General features: G+C 71.4%; 18 protein-coding genes, 2 tRNA genes, 1 rRNA gene and 1 pseudogene. 14 read left to right on the top strand and 8 right to left on the bottom strand.

Annotated features, from left to right (window positions below):
• The 3 genes from ACWEVO_RS11935 to ACWEVO_RS11925 form a co-directional block, all read right to left on the bottom strand.
• A 16S ribosomal RNA gene (locus tag ACWEVO_RS11935) occupies positions 1-92 on the bottom strand; the annotation flags it as partial.
• 682 nt (positions 93-774) lie between these two features.
• Complete coding sequence (locus ACWEVO_RS11930) at positions 775-1,032, bottom strand: SCO4848 family membrane protein (protein WP_452307535.1); 258 nt, start codon at positions 1,030-1,032, stop codon at positions 775-777.
• Positions 1,033-1,086: 54 nt separating this feature from the next.
• Positions 1,087-1,659, bottom strand: a complete 573-nt coding sequence (locus ACWEVO_RS11925; protein ID WP_452307536.1) for an alpha-ketoglutarate-dependent dioxygenase AlkB — start codon at positions 1,657-1,659, stop codon at positions 1,087-1,089.
• Between the two features lie 106 nt (positions 1,660-1,765).
• Between ACWEVO_RS11925 and ACWEVO_RS11920 the strand changes: the two genes are divergently transcribed.
• The 3 genes from ACWEVO_RS11920 (at position 1,766) to argS (ending at position 5,616) form a co-directional block, all read left to right on the top strand.
• Positions 1,766-2,212, top strand: coding sequence for a PRC-barrel domain-containing protein (locus ACWEVO_RS11920; RefSeq protein ID WP_452307534.1), 447 nt, complete (start codon positions 1,766-1,768; stop codon positions 2,210-2,212).
• 341 nt (positions 2,213-2,553) lie between these two features.
• Positions 2,554-3,612: a tryptophan--tRNA ligase gene (trpS, locus tag ACWEVO_RS11915; protein ID WP_452307533.1), complete on the top strand. Its 1,059-nt coding sequence runs from the start codon at positions 2,554-2,556 to the stop codon at positions 3,610-3,612.
• A 285-nt stretch (positions 3,613-3,897) separates the two neighbouring features.
• Positions 3,898-5,616, top strand: coding sequence for an arginine--tRNA ligase (gene argS, locus ACWEVO_RS11910; protein WP_452307532.1), 1,719 nt, complete (start codon positions 3,898-3,900; stop codon positions 5,614-5,616).
• A gap of 39 nt (positions 5,617-5,655) precedes the next feature.
• Here the strand turns inward: argS and ACWEVO_RS11905 are convergent, their stop codons facing one another.
• Positions 5,656-6,021 (bottom strand): VOC family protein, encoded by a 366-nt coding sequence (locus ACWEVO_RS11905; RefSeq protein WP_452307531.1) that lies wholly within the window; start codon positions 6,019-6,021, stop codon positions 5,656-5,658.
• Here ACWEVO_RS11905 and ACWEVO_RS11900 point away from each other — a divergent pair.
• From ACWEVO_RS11900 to ACWEVO_RS11890, 3 genes are all read left to right on the top strand, one after another.
• Positions 6,020-6,145, top strand: coding sequence for a hypothetical protein (locus ACWEVO_RS11900; protein ID WP_452307530.1), 126 nt, complete (start codon positions 6,020-6,022; stop codon positions 6,143-6,145). The two genes, ACWEVO_RS11905 and ACWEVO_RS11900, sit on opposite strands and share 2 nt — an antisense overlap.
• Positions 6,146-6,319: 174 nt before the next feature.
• On the top strand, positions 6,320-6,829 hold the full coding sequence (locus ACWEVO_RS11895; protein ID WP_452307529.1) for a SigE family RNA polymerase sigma factor: 510 nt from the start codon (positions 6,320-6,322) through the stop codon (positions 6,827-6,829).
• Entirely contained in the window at positions 6,829-8,013 is a 1,185-nt protein-coding gene (locus tag ACWEVO_RS11890) for a hypothetical protein (protein WP_452307528.1), read from the top strand. Before ACWEVO_RS11895 ends, ACWEVO_RS11890 begins: the two co-directional genes overlap by 1 nt.
• Before the next feature lie 52 nt (positions 8,014-8,065).
• On the opposite strand, the gene ACWEVO_RS11885 is transcribed toward ACWEVO_RS11890, so the two are convergent.
• Complete coding sequence (locus ACWEVO_RS11885; protein WP_452307527.1) at positions 8,066-8,704, bottom strand: LysE family translocator; 639 nt, start codon at positions 8,702-8,704, stop codon at positions 8,066-8,068.
• Between the two features lie 217 nt (positions 8,705-8,921).
• Between ACWEVO_RS11885 and ACWEVO_RS11880 the strand changes: the two genes are divergently transcribed.
• The 6 genes from ACWEVO_RS11880 (at position 8,922) to ACWEVO_RS11855 (ending at position 12,184) form a co-directional block, all read left to right on the top strand.
• Complete coding sequence (locus tag ACWEVO_RS11880; RefSeq protein ID WP_452307526.1) at positions 8,922-9,308, top strand: YbaB/EbfC family nucleoid-associated protein; 387 nt, start codon at positions 8,922-8,924, stop codon at positions 9,306-9,308.
• A 5-nt stretch (positions 9,309-9,313) separates the two neighbouring features.
• The gene (locus ACWEVO_RS11875; RefSeq protein WP_452307525.1) at positions 9,314-9,643 is read left to right on the top strand and encodes a type VII secretion target; all 330 of its coding nucleotides are present in this window, start codon (positions 9,314-9,316) and stop codon (positions 9,641-9,643) included.
• Entirely contained in the window at positions 9,640-10,341 is a 702-nt protein-coding gene (locus ACWEVO_RS11870; protein ID WP_452307524.1) for a WXG100 family type VII secretion target, read from the top strand. Before ACWEVO_RS11875 ends, ACWEVO_RS11870 begins: the two co-directional genes overlap by 4 nt.
• Positions 10,342-10,631: 290 nt before the next feature.
• Entirely contained in the window at positions 10,632-11,066 is a 435-nt protein-coding gene (locus tag ACWEVO_RS11865) for a hypothetical protein (RefSeq protein ID WP_452307523.1), read from the top strand.
• A complete protein-coding gene (locus ACWEVO_RS11860) occupies positions 11,063-11,740 on the top strand; it encodes a pentapeptide repeat-containing protein (protein ID WP_452307522.1) in 678 nt (225 codons plus the stop codon). Before ACWEVO_RS11865 ends, ACWEVO_RS11860 begins: the two co-directional genes overlap by 4 nt.
• 273 nt (positions 11,741-12,013) lie before the next feature.
• Positions 12,014-12,184: a hypothetical protein gene (locus tag ACWEVO_RS11855; RefSeq protein ID WP_452307521.1), complete on the top strand. Its 171-nt coding sequence runs from the start codon at positions 12,014-12,016 to the stop codon at positions 12,182-12,184.
• Between the two features lie 79 nt (positions 12,185-12,263).
• Here ACWEVO_RS11855 and ACWEVO_RS11850 read toward each other — a convergent pair whose 3' ends face one another.
• Positions 12,264-12,965 (bottom strand): NAD(P)-dependent oxidoreductase, encoded by a 702-nt coding sequence (locus ACWEVO_RS11850; protein WP_452307520.1) that lies wholly within the window; start codon positions 12,963-12,965, stop codon positions 12,264-12,266.
• A gap of 65 nt (positions 12,966-13,030) precedes the next feature.
• Here ACWEVO_RS11850 and ACWEVO_RS11845 point away from each other — a divergent pair, with 65 nt between their 5' ends.
• Positions 13,031-13,618 (top strand): TetR family transcriptional regulator, encoded by a 588-nt coding sequence (locus tag ACWEVO_RS11845; protein ID WP_452307519.1) that lies wholly within the window; start codon positions 13,031-13,033, stop codon positions 13,616-13,618.
• Positions 13,619-13,736: 118 nt separating this feature from the next.
• On the opposite strand, the gene ACWEVO_RS11840 is transcribed toward ACWEVO_RS11845, so the two are convergent.
• Together ACWEVO_RS11840 and ACWEVO_RS11835 are read right to left on the bottom strand one after the other, a co-directional pair.
• A tRNA-Arg gene (locus ACWEVO_RS11840) sits at positions 13,737-13,809 on the bottom strand.
• A 36-nt stretch (positions 13,810-13,845) separates the two neighbouring features.
• Positions 13,846-13,936 (bottom strand) — tRNA-Ser (locus tag ACWEVO_RS11835).
• A gap of 509 nt (positions 13,937-14,445) precedes the next feature.
• On the opposite strand from ACWEVO_RS11835, the pseudogene ACWEVO_RS11830 reads away from it, so the two are divergent.
• Positions 14,446-14,768: pseudogene (locus tag ACWEVO_RS11830) on the top strand (hypothetical protein); the annotation flags it as partial.

Raw genomic sequence — 14,768 nt, 5'->3', positions numbered from 1 at the left:
CTCGAGTACCCCGAAGGGCCTTTCCGCTCGACTTGCATGTGTTAAGCACGCCGCCAGCGTTCGTCCTGAGCCAGGATCAAACTCTCCAACAAAAAATTAGAGAAAATCCTGACAACAAAAGTGTTGCCAAAGGAATCCCAACCAGCCAGACACAAGCCTGACCAGTCCGGGGTAATAAATCAATTTGGCACTGGCTTATCAAGCACCCTGTTGAGTTCTCAAAGAACAACCACACACCATCCGGAAACCCCCACCAGGAGGACCCCCGTCCGGGGCATCTCGTTCACCGCACCCGCCGCTCTCGCGCTGGGCACTTTTACTACGTTACCTCACCGTCTCTGCCGTGTCAAACCGTGTGTCCCGGTCTGTCATGCTTCGTACGGGTCGGCACCGCTGACCCCGCGCAGCAGCGAACCGCTGTGCTTGATCATCGGATTTGGCAGGACGGCCGCTGCGGTCTCCCGCTCGCTCGTCCGTTTCCCTGCCGGCCGTAAACCTTACCCGGTCGGTTCCGCTCCACCAAATCCGCCCTGCGGCGTTTCAGCGGGCCCCGCCCGGACCGGTGCCTGGGGATGCGACTCCCTCGGCTCCGGTGCCATCCTCGGTCCTGGACCCTCGGGCTTTCGTCCCGTTTGCCCCGTTCCGCGCTGGCAGAGAGAAAGTTACGCGGTTTCAGGTTTGATCGTCAAATCCGTGGGTAGCGTCCCGCGTCACATCATCATCATCCGACTATCTGGCCTGCTCAACGGGCGGACGCTGCATCGCGTCAGGCGGTCAGGCGCCGGGTCGGGGCCGGCGGCCAGCGAGCCAGCCGCGGACGCCGAGCACCCCGACCGTCGTACCGATGGCCAGCGAGGCCGCGATGAGAAGCGCGTGCACCCACAGGAAGCTGGTCGCGCCGCCCTCGCCGACCGTGCCGGTCGACCAGGAGCGCGGGTCGTTCCAGATGGCGACCGCGAACCTGGGCCAGATCACCCAGGTCCACACACCGACCCCGACGAGGAAGAGCGACCAGCCGCGCGACAGCACCATGGCTGGCCAGTATGCCAGCGGTACCGGCACCGCGAACCGCGCTGTCGGCGCAGGTCAGCGGGGCTGCTCCCAGGTGCCGTGGTGAAGCGTGCGAAAGGTCAGCGAGTACCGCAGGTCCGGCACCAGCGGGATGCTGTGCTGCCAACTGGACCGCGCCGCCGCGCTCAGCACGTACCCGGAGCGGGGCGCCAACTCCAGCTCGTACACCCGGCGGTCCTCGCCGCGGCCCCGCTGGAACCGCAACAGGCAGGCGGAGGCCAGCGAGAGGCCGACGACGGTCGGCCCGAACGCGGGCGCGTCCCGGTGCCAGCCGATGACCGAGCCCGGCGGGTACCGGGTGACCAGCGTCTGCGCCAGGTCGCCGGGTTCGAGACCGGCGAGCGCGGCACAACGGTCGCGGACCGGACGCAGCGCCACCGGCAGCGCCTCGGTGGCGGTGAGCTGGAACGAGCCGTAGTCGTAGCGGTAGCCGTACTGCCGGACGGTCCGACGGGCGATCTGCCCGTGCATCTCCACGGTGCGGATGTCGAGCGCGTCGAGGGTGGCGAGCAGCGACCGTTCCTCGTCCTCATCGACCAGGTCCGGCTGGTACGACAGGCCCGCCGGCCGCTCGTGGATCCCGCGCATCCTGCCCACCCGGACGACGGTAGCGGCGGCCCGGCGGCGCACCCGGGGGTTAGCCGGCTGGTGGAGTCGGGCAAGTTTCCCGTCACGACGACATCGGAGGTGTGCTGTGCAGCCGTTCAATCCGTGGAGCTGGCGGGACCCGTCCGCGCTCGCCGGTGGCTACGACCAGACCAGTCCGGAGGGAGTGCCCCGGCAGCGGGCGGAGGACGACACCGACCGAGGGCCGCACGCGCCGGGCCCGGGGACGCCGATCGACCTCACCGGCTACCACGTCGAGGCGACCGACGGCCGGATCGGCTCGATCGACGCGGCGAGCGAGGACGCCGGCGCCGGTTACCTGGTGGTGGACACCGGGCCGTGGATCTTCGGCCGGAAGGTGCTGCTGCCCGTCGGCACGGTGGCCCGGGTCGACCACCTGGACCGGGTCGTGCACGTGGACCGCACCCGGGAGCAGGTGAAGGAGTCCCCGGCCTTCGACCCGGACGACTTCGACCGCCCCGAGTACCGGGAGCGGGTGGGCAGCTACTACGCCGAGAGCTACCGCCGGGACTGAGCGGGCCGGACGACGCGGCGGCCGGGTGAGCCGCCGCGCTGGGGTGTGCGCGGGGAACGGTCGAGCGGCTACGGTGTGAGGCATGGTCCGGCCGAGCACGTGCACCCCGGAGACCGTCGACGGTCTCCCGGCGGTTGCCGCTCCGGTTCTCCCGGCCCGTGTCGACGACGGTCGGGAGCAGATCCTCGACGTACTCCGTGCCGGTGGGCTGCGGTTCCGCGCCGGCGGGCGATGGCGGCGCTCGTTCTGACGAGCCGACTCCACTGATCCGGGTCCGAACCCGGGTCGTTTCCGCGCGCCCGCGCGTCCCAGCCACCGATCAGCACGAAAGGCGTACGACCATGTCCGTGACACGGATGCTCACCGGGGACCGCCCGACCGGGCGGCTGCACCTCGGCCACTACGTCGGCAGCATCGCCAACCGGGTGCGGCTGCACCAGCGGTACGAGAGCTTCTTCATCATCGCCGACCTGCACATGCTGACCACGAAGAACACCCGCGAGGACATCGAGCAGGTGTCCCGTAACGCCCGGGAGATGGTCACCGACATCCTCGCCGCCGGCGTGGAGCCGGACCGGGCGACCTTCTACCTCCAGTCGGCGATCCCCGAGGTCGGCGACCTGAACACCCTCTTCCAGAACCTGGTCACCGTGCCGCGGCTGGAGCGGGTCCCGTCCCTGAAGGAGATGAGCCGCGACGCCGGCAAGGAGGAGATGCCGTACGGGCTGCTCGGCTACCCGGTGCTCCAGGCGGCCGACATCCTCTGCGTGAAGGGGCAGGCCGTCCCGGTGGGGAAGGACAACGCGGCGCACGTCGAGGTGACCCGGGAGATCGCCCGGCGCTTCAACCACCTCTACGGCGAGGTCTTCCCGGTGCCCGAGCTGATCATGTCGGAGACGCCCACCCTGGTCGGCACGGACGGCCAGGGGAAGATGAGCAAGAGCAAGGGCAACGCGATCGCGCTCTCCGACGACGCGGCCACCGTGCGCCGCAAGGTGATGAGCATGTACACCGACCCGAACCGGGTCCGGGCCGACGTGCCCGGGACGGTGGAGGGCAACCCGGTCTTCGCGTACCACGACGTGTTCAACCCGGACCGGGCGCAGGTCGAGGAGCTGAAGGCGCGCTACCGGGCCGGGCGGGTCGGCGACGTGGAGGTCAAGGAAGCCCTGGCGGTGGCGCTCAACCGGTTCCTCGAACCGGTCCGGGAGCGGCGCGCCCGGTTCGCGGGGCAGTCCGGACTGGTCGACGAGCTGATCTACGAGGGCACCGAACGGACCCGGGCCGAGGTCCGCCGGACCCTCGTCGAGGTCCGCCGGGCGATGGGACTGACCAGCGCGTACACCCAGATGCGGCGGCGGGCCGAGCGGTACCGCAAGGCGGTCGCCACGCCGGTCTGACCATTCCGGTACGCCGATCGGCCGGCCCGGGGAAGGGCCTTGCACCGCCCCCGGGCCGGCCGGTTAGGCTGCTGGCATGACCAGCTCGCACGCGCCCCTGCCGACGTCCCCCGACGTCCAGCTCGGCGCGCTGCGACGCGGGCGGTCCCGCGACCGCCTGCGCTGAGCATTCCCCTCTGCGACCGGCGGATCGAGCCGCCGGTCATCGCCGATCGTCCTCGGTCCGCCCGCATCCCGTAGTCCGGTGATCCGCGTGCGGCGGATCCGAGCGAGATCGGCGTACCCATGGATCTGGAGAAACTGCTGACCGACCGGCTGGCGCCGGCGTTCGAGACGGTGGCCGGCGTACCGGTGGATCCGGTCGTGCGGCGCTCGCAGCGCGCGGACTTCCAGTCCGACGCGGCGCTGGCGCTGGCCCGTCGGCTCGGCCGGCCGCCGCGGACGATCGCCGCCGAGGTGCTGGAACGCGCGGAGCTGGCCGACCTGTGCGCCGCGGCGGAGGTCTCCGGGCCCGGCTTCCTCAACCTGACCGTCGCCGACGGGGCGCTGGGCGGTCTGGTCTCCGCGCTGGCCACCGATCCGCGGCTCGGGGTGCCGGAGTCGACCGCGCCGGAGACCGTGGTGGTTGACTACTCGGCGCCGAACGTGGCGAAGGAGATGCACGTCGGGCACCTGCGGTCGACGGTGATCGGCGACGCGGCGGCCCGGCTGCTGGAGTGGCTCGGGCACCGGGTGGTGCGGGCCAACCACCTGGGCGACTGGGGCACCCCGTTCGGGATGCTGATCGAGCACCTGGTGGACCTGGGCGAGGCCGAGGCGACGCAGGAGCTCTCCATGGGCGACCTGGACTCGTTCTACAAGGCGGCGCGGGCCAAGTTCGACGCCGACGAGGGGTTCCGCGAGCGGTCCCGGCGGCGGGTGGTGGCGTTGCAGGGCGGCGACGAGGCGACGCTGCGGCTCTGGCGGCTGCTGGTCGAGCAGTCCGAGCGGTACTTCCTGACCGTGTACGACCTGCTCGACGTGACCCTGACCGAGCGGGACTTCCACGGCGAGAGCAGCTACAACGACCTGCTCGACCCGGTGGTGGCGGACCTGGACCGGCTCGGGCTGCTGCGGGAGAGCGACGGTGCCGCCTGCGTCTTCCCGCCCGGGCAGGTGGGCCGGGACGGCGAGCCGCTGCCGCTGATCGTGCGCAAGTCCGACGGCGGGTACGGCTATCCGGCGACCGACCTGGCGGCGATCCGGCACCGGACCGGGACGCTGGGCGCGACCCGGCTGCTCTACGTGGTCGGCCTGCCGCAGCGGCGGCACTTCGAGATGGTGTACGCGGCCGCGGCGCAGGCCGGTTGGCTGGTGCCGCCGGCCCGGGCGGAGCACATCGGGTTCGGTTCGATCCTCGGGCCGGACGGGCGGATGCTGCGCAGCCGGGCCGGGGAGTCGGTGAAGCTGGTCGGCCTGCTCGAGGAGGCGGTGGCCCGGGCGACGGCGCTGGCCCGGGAGCGGAACCCGGAGCTGGGCGAGGCGGAGACGGCCGAGGTGGGTCGGGCCGTCGGCATCGGCGCGGTCAAGTACGCCGACCTCTCCAGCGACCGGCACAAGGACTACGTGCTGGACTGGGAACGGATGCTGGCGCTGGACGGCAACACCGCGCCCTACCTCCAGTACGCGTACTCCCGGATCCGGTCGATCTTCCGGCGGGCCGGGGTGGCGGCGCGGCCGGACGCCGGGATCACGCTGGCCGAACCGGCCGAGCGGGCGCTCGCGTTCGAGCTGGTCGGGTTCGGCGCCGTGGTCGCCGAGGTGGAGCGGAGCCTGGAGTTCCACCACCTGGCCGCCTACCTCTACCGGCTCGCCGCCGCGTTCAGCGCCTTCTACGAGCGTTGCCCGGTGCTGCGGTCGGACGGGCCGGTACGGGAGAGCCGGCTGGTGCTCTGCGAGCTGACCGCGCGGGTGCTGCGGCAGGGGCTGTACCTGCTGGGCATCCGCACGCCCGAGCGGATGTAGCCGGATCGACCGTTCAGGGCCGGCCCGTCATTTCCGCGGTCAGCCCGCCGTCCAGGTCTGCACCTCGACCAGATTGCCCTCCGGGTCACGCAGGTAGGCCGAGCGGACGCCCCAGCCGGGCCGGTCGGCGGGCGCGGCGACGACCGCGTCCGCCGGCAGGGCCGCGACGGTGACGTCGACGTCCGGCACGGGTACGACCACCAGGATCCCGCCGTCGCCCCGGCCGATCGGCAGCACCGCCTCGGCGGCCCGCCGGCCGAGCAGGGCGAGCACGGTCTCGCCGCCCGCGTCGAAGCTGGCGTACTCGAAGTCGGCGACGACCTTCTCCGGCTCGCCGAGCAGTCCGGTGTAGAAGCGCAGGGTGGCCGGGAAGTCGTCGGCGACGACGCGGGCGTGGACACTCATGCTCCGGACCCTAACGGCGTACCCGAACCAACGGCGTCCTCTGGACCTACGCCTCGGCAACGGCTCGTTCGCGGCCCGGGTCAAGGCCGGCTCGGGCGGGAACATGTACAAGGTCATCGTCTGATCGGAACGCTCGGCGGAACGCCTCCCAGAGGCACGTCGGCCGGGAGGCGTTCTCGTTTCCGATCCGGATCGGTCAATTGTCGGACCGGCCGCAACCGGCCCGGACGTCAAAGCGTGTGGGCTGCGACGGCCGAACGGCGCCGCACACGGGGAGAGGGAGAGGCGGCCTGATGTCATGGTGGTCGAGGAGTTGACGTTGACGTCCGACGGCGTCGAGGGATCGGACTTCGACGAGTTCTACCGCGCCCGCTTCCAGGGCCTCACCCTTCAGCTCTACGCCTACGTCGGCGATCTGACGGAGGCGCAGGATCTGGTCCAGGAGGCGTTCTGCCGCGCCTTCGAGCGGTGGAAGAAGATCAGCCGGTACGACGACCCGAGCAAGTGGGTGCGGCAGGTGGCCTGGAACCTCGCCACCAGCCGGTTCCGCCGGCGCCGCACCGCCGCCGCCTTCCTGCGCAAGCAGCGGCAGGTCGTCGTGGAGGGGCCGGGACCCGACCGGGTGGCCCTGGTCCGCGCGCTCTCCGCCCTCCCGCCCACGCAACGCCGGGCCGTGGTGCTGCACCACATGGGCCAGCTCTCCGTCGCCGAGATCGCGGCTCAGGAGGGCGTACCCGAGGGAACGGTCAAGTCCTGGCTGAGCCGTGGACGGGCGGCGCTGGCCAGTCAGTTGAGAGGGGATGTGTGATGACCGAGCACGACGACGAACTGCTGATCGGCCGCGCGTTCGACGAGTTCACCGCCGACGCGGCACCGGCGGTGCGCGCCCCCGGCGGGGTACGCGCCGAGGTGGCCCGGCGCCGCCGAAACCGGATGGTCACGCTGATCGCCACGACCGGTCTGGTCGTGATACTGCCGGCCGGAGCGTTCATGGGGACCGGCCGGGGGCAGCCGGACCTGACCGGCGCGAGCGCCTCACCGGTGACGAGCGAGACGACACCGTCTCCGACGCCGAGCGCCAGCGCGTCGGCCACCGGCACGCCGACACCGACCACGGCCCCGTCGTCCGGGCCCGACCGGTCGATCAGCCTGGCGCAGCTGACCGCCGCCCCGGTGGGGGTACCGGTGTGGCCGTGGAGCGGCGCGGACCAGGTGAGCTGCGCGAGCGGCCGGGTGCAGCTGCGCGCGGCCGGGGACGTGGCGGCGTCCCGGGTGGGAGTGGTGGCGATCGTCCGGAGCAATCTGGACGACGACGCCGGGCTGGAGACCGCCGCCCTGCTGCGCTGCGGGTACGGCGCGGAACAGGTGGTCGCCTTCGACCGGGACGACAGCGGCCAGATCATCACGCTCGGCCAGGTGGTCGCGACCGACCAGACCACCCAGGCCATCGTCCGGATCGCCGGGCGCAGCCGGGGCGGGGTGACGGCCACCGTCGGCGACACCCGCGCCGCCGACGTCCAGCAGCGCCAGGACCGGTCGTACGCCTGGAACGGCCGACGGTTCACGCAGGTCGCCGGTCCGCGGGCCTTCCCGCGGGCGACGCATCCCGCGGACCTGGGCCTGACAGTGGCGGAACCGGTGGCGCAGCCGGTGACCGGGGCGTGCGACGGTCAACTGCGGGCGGTGTCGGTCACCTTCACCGTGACGAACCACAGCACGTACCGTTCCGGCCGCTTCTACCTGGAGTGGCGCGGCGGTGCCTTCCTGCCGAACGGCGAGTACGACTCGCCCTACTGGTTGGACACGCCCGGTGACCCGGCGTCCGACGGCGGGTACCGCCCGCTGGAACGGGGGGAGATCGTCCAGCTCACCTACACCTTCAAGATCGACGCCTGCGTCACGGACTGGGGCTTCACCACCGACATCCACAGCGACACACCGGATCCGGACGACTCGAACAACCACGCCGTCTGGCGCCTCCGGATCAGCTGACCACCGGGGCCGGCTCTTCGGGCACCGAGGGCCGGCCCCGCCGCCGGATCGTTCAGCGTGCGCTGGTGAGGGCGAGGCGCACGCCCAGACCGAGAAGCACGAGCCCGCTCACCCCGTCGACGGCGCGACGTACGGCCGGGCGGGCGAACAACCGCCGCAGCCCGGCGACCAGGGTGGCCACGGCCAGGAACCAGGCGCCGGTGATGGCGACGGCCACCACCGACAGGGCCACCGTGTCGACGAGGCCGGGGTCGGCCGGCAGGAACTGCGGCAGCAGCGCGACGAAGAAGACCGCCGCCTTGGGGTTGAGGATGTTGCAGAGCAGGCCGTCCCGGAACGCGGCCCAGCGGCCCGGGCGGGCGGCGGCCGGCGCGGCCGGCTCCGGCGGGACGTCTCCGGCGCGCCGCGCCGAGACGAGCGACCTGAACCCGAGGAACGCCAGGTAGGCCGCCCCGACCAGCTTGACGACGGTGAAGGCGACCGGGACCAGGGTCACCAGCGCGGCGACTCCCGAGGCGGCGGCGACCGCCCACCCGAACACCCCGGCGGCGACCCCCGTCGCGGCCAGCGTGCCGTGGGCGCGGCCCGAGACGGCCGAGTGCCGGACCACCACGGCGAAGTCCGGCCCGGGGGACATCGCGCCGAGCACGATGACCCCGCCGAAGGCGAGCAGCTGCGGGGTCGTGGTCACCGGTTCCTCCTTCATGGAGCGAGTGTCCTGCACCGCCGCCGCGGGAAGGCTTCCGTCGGATGTCCGTCTGCTGTGGATGGTGGTGGTACTCACCGTAGTCATCGTCGCGGATGCGATGTTAGTCTGCCCCGGCCAGGAATGATCACGGTAAGCGACCGGGGGACACATGGGGGCCGGCGTTCCGAGCGCGGGGGGCTTGCTGGATCCGGACGGCGCCATGGATCGGCTGGCGGCGTGGAAGGGCCGCATCGACCAGCTCGCGGCAGACACCAAGGCGATGAGCGACCGGCTCCACGAGCTGCGGGTCACCGTTGCCGACGGCAACGGGTTGGCGGAGGTGACCGTCGACTCCTCCGGGGCGTTGCTGGACCTGCGGCTGGGTCCGCGGATCCAGCGGGTCGCTCCCGACGTCGTCGCCAGGACGATCATGGACACCATTCGGACGGCCAAGCGACAGCTCGCCGAGCGGTCGCAGGAGATCATCGCCGAGACGGTGGGCACCGAGTCGGCCGCGGCGCGGGCGATCGCCGAGCGGGTCGGGCAGCAGCTGCGCGACGCCGATCCCGCCGCGGACAGCCCCGACGAGCCGTACGGTCGGTGGTGAGCGGGATGGCCGAAGGTTTCGCGGTCGACGCGGACCAGATCCGCGCGCACGCCCGCAACGTGGAGGCGGTGAAGGGCCGGTTTGACGCGGTCAAGACCGCCAGCGCGCACATCGCCCAGAACGACGAGGCCTACGGGCTGCTCTGCGCGTGGATGCCCGCCATCCTGGAGGGCCGGCACAAGCGCCAGGACGAGCTGATCGCGTACGTCGAGGAGAACCTGGCGCTGGTCGTGCAGGGGCTGCGGAAGACCGCCGACAACTACGACAACGCCGACGCCGACGCCGACACCACGATCCGCAAGGCGGGTGGCGGCCTGACGAGGTCCGTGCAATGACCGACACGTCGCTGATCGCCGACGTCCAGTCCACCCGCAAGCCGTGGACCGGGGCCGCGCTGGCCGACAGCTTCCAGGGGTTGGTCGATGCCATCCACAGCGACGGCTGGGTCGACGACCTGATCGCGGGGGCGGCGTTCGGGGTCGAGGTCGCGGCCACCGTGATGGACCCTTTCAGCGCGCTGCTGGCCAACGGGCTGGGCTGGGCGATGGAATACTTCGAGCCGCTGCGGCAGATCCTCGACGAGCTCGCCGGCATGCCGGACGTGGTCGCCTCGCACGCGGCCACCTGGGACAACATGGCCGCCGCACTGCAGGGCATGGCCACCGACCTGAAGTCCTTCGTCGACGGCGACATGCCGCACTGGCAGGGGCGGGCCGCCACGGCTTACCACGACCTGATGGAACACAACGTGGAGGCCATCAACGGGCTCGGCGGCGTCTCCGCCGCCATGGCCGCCGCCACCCAGGCCGCCGGGAACCTGGTGATGTTCACCCGCGACATCGTGCGGGACCTCATCGCCGACCTGGTGGCCCGGGTGATCGTGTGGGCCGTCGAGGCGATCTTCGTGGTCACGATTCCGGTGATCGCCTCGCAGATCGCGGCGGCCGTCGTCAAGTGGGCCGGGCGCATCCTGACGTACGTCATGGCCCTGGTCACCAGCCTGACCAACCTCTCGAAGCTCCTGGACGGCTAGGCCCGACGATGGCGAAACCTCACACCCCGCACGGCGGCGGGCACGGCGACGGACCGAACCCCCGGCCACACGGCGAGGGCGACGGCGAAGGTGACGGCAACACTCCCTCTGGGCGACGCCGCAGTACCACCGAGGTCCCCGAGAACGTCAGCCGGGCGCAGGAGACCGTCGCCGAGGAAGCCCGGCACGGCCGCCCGGGCGGCGACCAGGGCGGATCCCAGGGCAAGCCCCCGGGCAGCGACAACGGCTACGAAACTCCCAAGCCCGGCACTCCCGAGTACAACCGCCGGGTGGAGGAACTGGCCGCCGACCCGGCCCACAATGGAAAGATCAGCGCGAAGTCACGGCGGGAGGCGGAGGTCGGTCTCGAGGCCGAGGCGCAGGGCAAGGTTCCCGGCCCGATCCGCCGCGCCGAACTCGACAACACTGATCCTGCCTTCCAGAAGGATCAGGGCGAGTTCTTCGACGCCAACGGCGACAACTGGGATGTCAAGAGCCCCGTCGACACCTTCCCGGCAGGACGAATGGCCGGCCAGCCAATGCCCGAGGGTACGAGGGGCCGTTACAACGGCGAAGAGTTCGAGCAGAAGCTCACCGACGAGGTGGGCGGTGGGCAGCGTGTCATCATCGACAGCAAGAACCTGTCGCCGAGCTCGCTGGCCGACCTCAAGGGGCGGGTCGCCGGCAACAAGGACTTGGACGGCAAGGTGGTGTTCCTCGAATGAGCAGGTACAAGCAGAGCAGCGCGGACGTGACCCGTTGGCCCGACAGCCCGGAGGCCAGGGAGGCGCTCGAGGAGTGGTTCGCCGCCGTTGCCACGGACGCCACGTCGTACCTGTCGGGTGACTTCCTCGATTTCCGGGGCGCCGACCTGAGCACCATCGACCTGACCGACGCCTACCTGGCGAGTGCCTGCCTGGCCGGCGTCCGGTTCGAGGATGCCAACCTCGGCGGTGCGAACCTGACCAACGCGGAGCTTGAGGACGCCGACCTGAGCTTTGCCGACCTGGCCAAGGCGGAACTGGTCGGATGCTCCGCCACGAACGCCCGCTTCCGCGCGGCGCGGCTGTTCGCGACGGAACTCGACGACGCCGTTCTGGCGGGCGCCGACCTCAGCCACGCCATCCTCAACTCGGCCAAGCTCTACAAGACCGATCTGCGCGGGGCCAACCTGGAATTCGCGAGTCTCCGGTGGTGCACTCTGGGAGGCAGGAACATGCCCGCCATCCTCAGCGGGGCGAGGATGTTCGGGTGCCAGCTCGAGGGCGCGAAGGGGGCTGTCATCGGTCCCGTCCTGGTCGACGAGGACGGGGTCCGGTCGCTCGACGGCGCCGAACTGGAGGCATGGTTCGTGGAGCGGGGCGCGGAAAGCATTCAGGTGGTGTCCGGGGGGGCGTAACAGGACCTACCCTGCCGATCTCGGGTGGGACGCGCCGCGGCCGGCGACGGAGGCAGCAGCCATGGATGCGACGACCTACGCGGCGATCACCGAGGTGTGCGCGCGACTCGCGGGTCGGCTGTCCGATGATCCGCTGGGCGCCCTGCGCGATCAGTACGCCGCGGGTGAGTGGCAGCTGGGCGATGACACCCTCCTGCTCAGCCTGGCGTGCGAGCAGGTCCGAATCACCCGCGAGGAACGGGATCTGATCCGGGGGCGGCCTGGGTCTACGTGGTGCGGGGGGCCAGGGGCACCGACGAACTCAAAGCGTTCTCGGGCCTGACTGCCGTGCTCTGGACCGACCTGAGGGCGAAGTGGCCGGTCGAAGTGGTGGCCGAGGACGGCGCGCTGACGCCGTACCAGGCCGCCGCACTGGCTGCCGGGCAGCTGATCTGGACCGTCTGAAGCGAGTTCATGCCGGCCTTGCCGTCGATCAGGCTGAGGGTGCCGCTCGAGGCGGAACTGCTCGGCCCCCGGGGCTCGGTCACCGCTGCTTCTTCTTGGCGACGGCCTCGCGCCAGATCAGTCCGGCGATGCTGGGCCTGACCTCGGTGGTGATCACCGCCATGGCCCGCCGCACGAACCGGTCGTCGCTGAGCTGGGCCACCATGCTGGCCGCCAGGTCGGTCCGCGACGTGAACAGCCCGTCCGCGACGTCCTCGACGACCTGGTATCCCGTGACGGTCGGGTGGTCGAACAGCCCGGACGGCCGGACCAGGGTCCAGTCCAGACCACTCTCCCGCACGATCGCCTCCATGCGGCGCATGTCCTCGTGCGCGGTACGCCCCAACCTCCGGTTGAACAGCGGGTCCATGACGTTGTTGAAGAAGAACTCGCCGGTCGGCCGCCAGCTCGGGTCCATGACGCTGGAGCTGATGGTGATCAGCCGCCGTACGCCGTGCCGCTGCATCGCCGCCACGATGTTCGCGTTGCCCTGCGAGTAGACGGTGATCGGCTTCGGGGTGAGCGGGACGCCCAGACTCGACAGGACCGCATCGCTGCCGGCGACGGCGCGGTCCACTGCCTCGGGGTCGCTGACGTCGGCGGTGATCACGGTGAGACCGGCGCGGGGCTGGACGACGCCGGGGCGGCGGGTGACGGCGGTGACCTCGTGGCCGGCGGCCAGGGCCTGCTCGGTCAGCCGGCGGCCGGTCGGGCCGGTGGCGCCGAAGACGACGGTACGCATGGGTTCGCTCCTCCTGGTCGGTTGACGGTGTTGACCGTGCCGCGTGCGGAGCGCAATATTCAACCGTGCTGAATAAAACCCGGGGCCGGCCGCGCGGCAACCCCGACACCAAGGCCCGCATCTCCTCGGCCGCCCGGGAGTTGTTCCTGCGGCACGGCTACCGGGGGACCACCGTCCGGGCGATCGCCGCCGCCGCAGGCGTCGACTCGGCGCTCATCAGCTACCACTTCGGCTCCAAGCAGGGTCTCTTCGGCCAGTCCCTGAACCTGCTGTGCGTGGAGTCCGACGCCCTCGACGAGGCCCTGCGCGGCGACCGGGCCGGCCTCGCCGACCGGCTCCTCACCGCCGTCACGACGCTCTGGGACGCCACCGCCCCCACGGAGAACCGGATGGCGCTGGCGGACGACGACACGATGCGCGCCTTCCGCAGCTACCTGGAAAGTGATCTGCTCGTCCGCGTTGCTGAATTTCTCGGCGGTCCCGACGCGACCGAGCGCGCCACCGCGGCGGTCGGAGTGATCGGCGGCCTGATCTTCACCCGCTACCTGAACCCGATCCCGGCCGTCGCGCAGTTGCCGTCGAGCGAGATCCCGCGGATCTTCGGGCCGGCACTGCGGGCGGCCCTGCACACCCGGGCGGTCCGGCCCCGCTGAGATGGCGGTGCCTCTTAACCTGACCGCTCCCGGAGACGCTTCGACCGCGCTACGCCGGATAAAAGGAAGCCCCCGACCTCGCCATACCGGCTGGTCGGGGGCTTCCTTTCCTGCTCTGCGCGCCCGAAGGGACTCGAACCCCTAACCTTCTGATCCGTAGTCAGATGCTCTATCCATTGAGCTACGGGCGCTTGTTGCTCGGCCAGTCTACACACCCGGCTTTCGCGCGGAGACTCCGGGATTCGAACCCGGGAGGGGCTTTAAAACCCCAACCGCATTAGCAGTGCGGCGCCATAGACCAGACTAGGCGAAGTCTCCCTGGTGGCCCGGAGACCACCGCGCCCGAGGATACAGGTCCGCACCCGCTCGGGGCAAAGCGACTACCGGTACCTCCGCCGGCCGGTGCGTTTCCCCCGTGTGCGAGGTCACGTACGGGACTACGCTCCATCGATATGCAGGAGCAGCCGCCGAGCGATCCGCCCCGCCGCGAGCCCGCCACCAGCACCCGGCGGAGCCGCTCCACCAAGCCGACTTTCACTCCGCCACCGGTGCCGGCACCGTCCGCCGACCCGGCCGACGACGATCCCGCACCCCGGACCCGCCGGACCAAGGCCGCTCCGACCGTGCTGTTCCAGCCGCCCGACCCCACGCTGGCCGGGCCGCCCGCGGGCGGCCCCGTCCGGGCTGCTTCCGGACCCGTACCGGCCGCCGCGCCGCGCCCCCGCCCCGCCACGGAGGTCAACTCGGGAGAAGCGGCCGCGCTCGAAGGCCCGACCCGGGCAGGCGAGCGAACGGCGACCCGCGCCGCACCGGCCACGGAACCAGGCATGGCGAAACCATCCGCGAACAAGCCCAGCGCGGACGGACCGAGCGCAGCCCCGCCGGGCGCGGACGCGCAACCCACGGGTCCGAAGAAGCGCAGCGGGGTGAAGAAGGCGACCGCCCCCGTCAAGAAGGCGACCCCGGCTCCGAAGAAGGCCACGGCGGCCGGGCGGAAACGAAACAGTCAGCCGGCCGCAGAGACGGTCCGGGCGCCCGGTGAGGCGGAACACATCCCTCCCACCGGCCCGCTGGCGAGCGGTGCGAGCAGCGACCCGGCGGCCACCGCCGCCGCCGTGCCGAGCGAGCCGGCCGGGCCGGTGAACACAGC

It is taken from the genome of Micromonospora sp. NPDC003776, assembly GCF_053605645.1.
The sequence above is the reverse complement of the archived record's forward strand: the minus strand, read 5'-3'. Positions and strand labels throughout refer to the sequence as shown.

Coding starts and splice junctions, on each gene's coding strand:
- ACWEVO_RS11880 (WP_452307526.1), top strand. CDS start 8,922: ATGGATCGGCTGGCGGCGTGGAAGGGCCGCATCGACCAGCTCGCGGCA.
- ACWEVO_RS11930 (WP_452307535.1), bottom strand. CDS start 1,032: ATGGTGCTGTCGCGCGGCTGGTCGCTCTTCCTCGTCGGGGTCGGTGTG.
- ACWEVO_RS11870 (WP_452307524.1), top strand. CDS start 9,640: ATGACCGACACGTCGCTGATCGCCGACGTCCAGTCCACCCGCAAGCCG.
- ACWEVO_RS11895 (WP_452307529.1), top strand. CDS start 6,320: ATGGTGGTCGAGGAGTTGACGTTGACGTCCGACGGCGTCGAGGGATCG.
- ACWEVO_RS11925 (WP_452307536.1), bottom strand. CDS start 1,659: ATGCGCGGGATCCACGAGCGGCCGGCGGGCCTGTCGTACCAGCCGGAC.
- trpS (WP_452307533.1), top strand. CDS start 2,554: ATGTCCGTGACACGGATGCTCACCGGGGACCGCCCGACCGGGCGGCTG.
- argS (WP_452307532.1), top strand. CDS start 3,898: ATGGATCTGGAGAAACTGCTGACCGACCGGCTGGCGCCGGCGTTCGAG.
- ACWEVO_RS11850 (WP_452307520.1), bottom strand. CDS start 12,965: ATGCGTACCGTCGTCTTCGGCGCCACCGGCCCGACCGGCCGCCGGCTG.
- ACWEVO_RS11900 (WP_452307530.1), top strand. CDS start 6,020: ATGCTCCGGACCCTAACGGCGTACCCGAACCAACGGCGTCCTCTGGAC.
- ACWEVO_RS11860 (WP_452307522.1), top strand. CDS start 11,063: ATGAGCAGGTACAAGCAGAGCAGCGCGGACGTGACCCGTTGGCCCGAC.
- ACWEVO_RS11905 (WP_452307531.1), bottom strand. CDS start 6,021: ATGAGTGTCCACGCCCGCGTCGTCGCCGACGACTTCCCGGCCACCCTG.
- ACWEVO_RS11875 (WP_452307525.1), top strand. CDS start 9,314: ATGGCCGAAGGTTTCGCGGTCGACGCGGACCAGATCCGCGCGCACGCC.
- ACWEVO_RS11890 (WP_452307528.1), top strand. CDS start 6,829: ATGACCGAGCACGACGACGAACTGCTGATCGGCCGCGCGTTCGACGAG.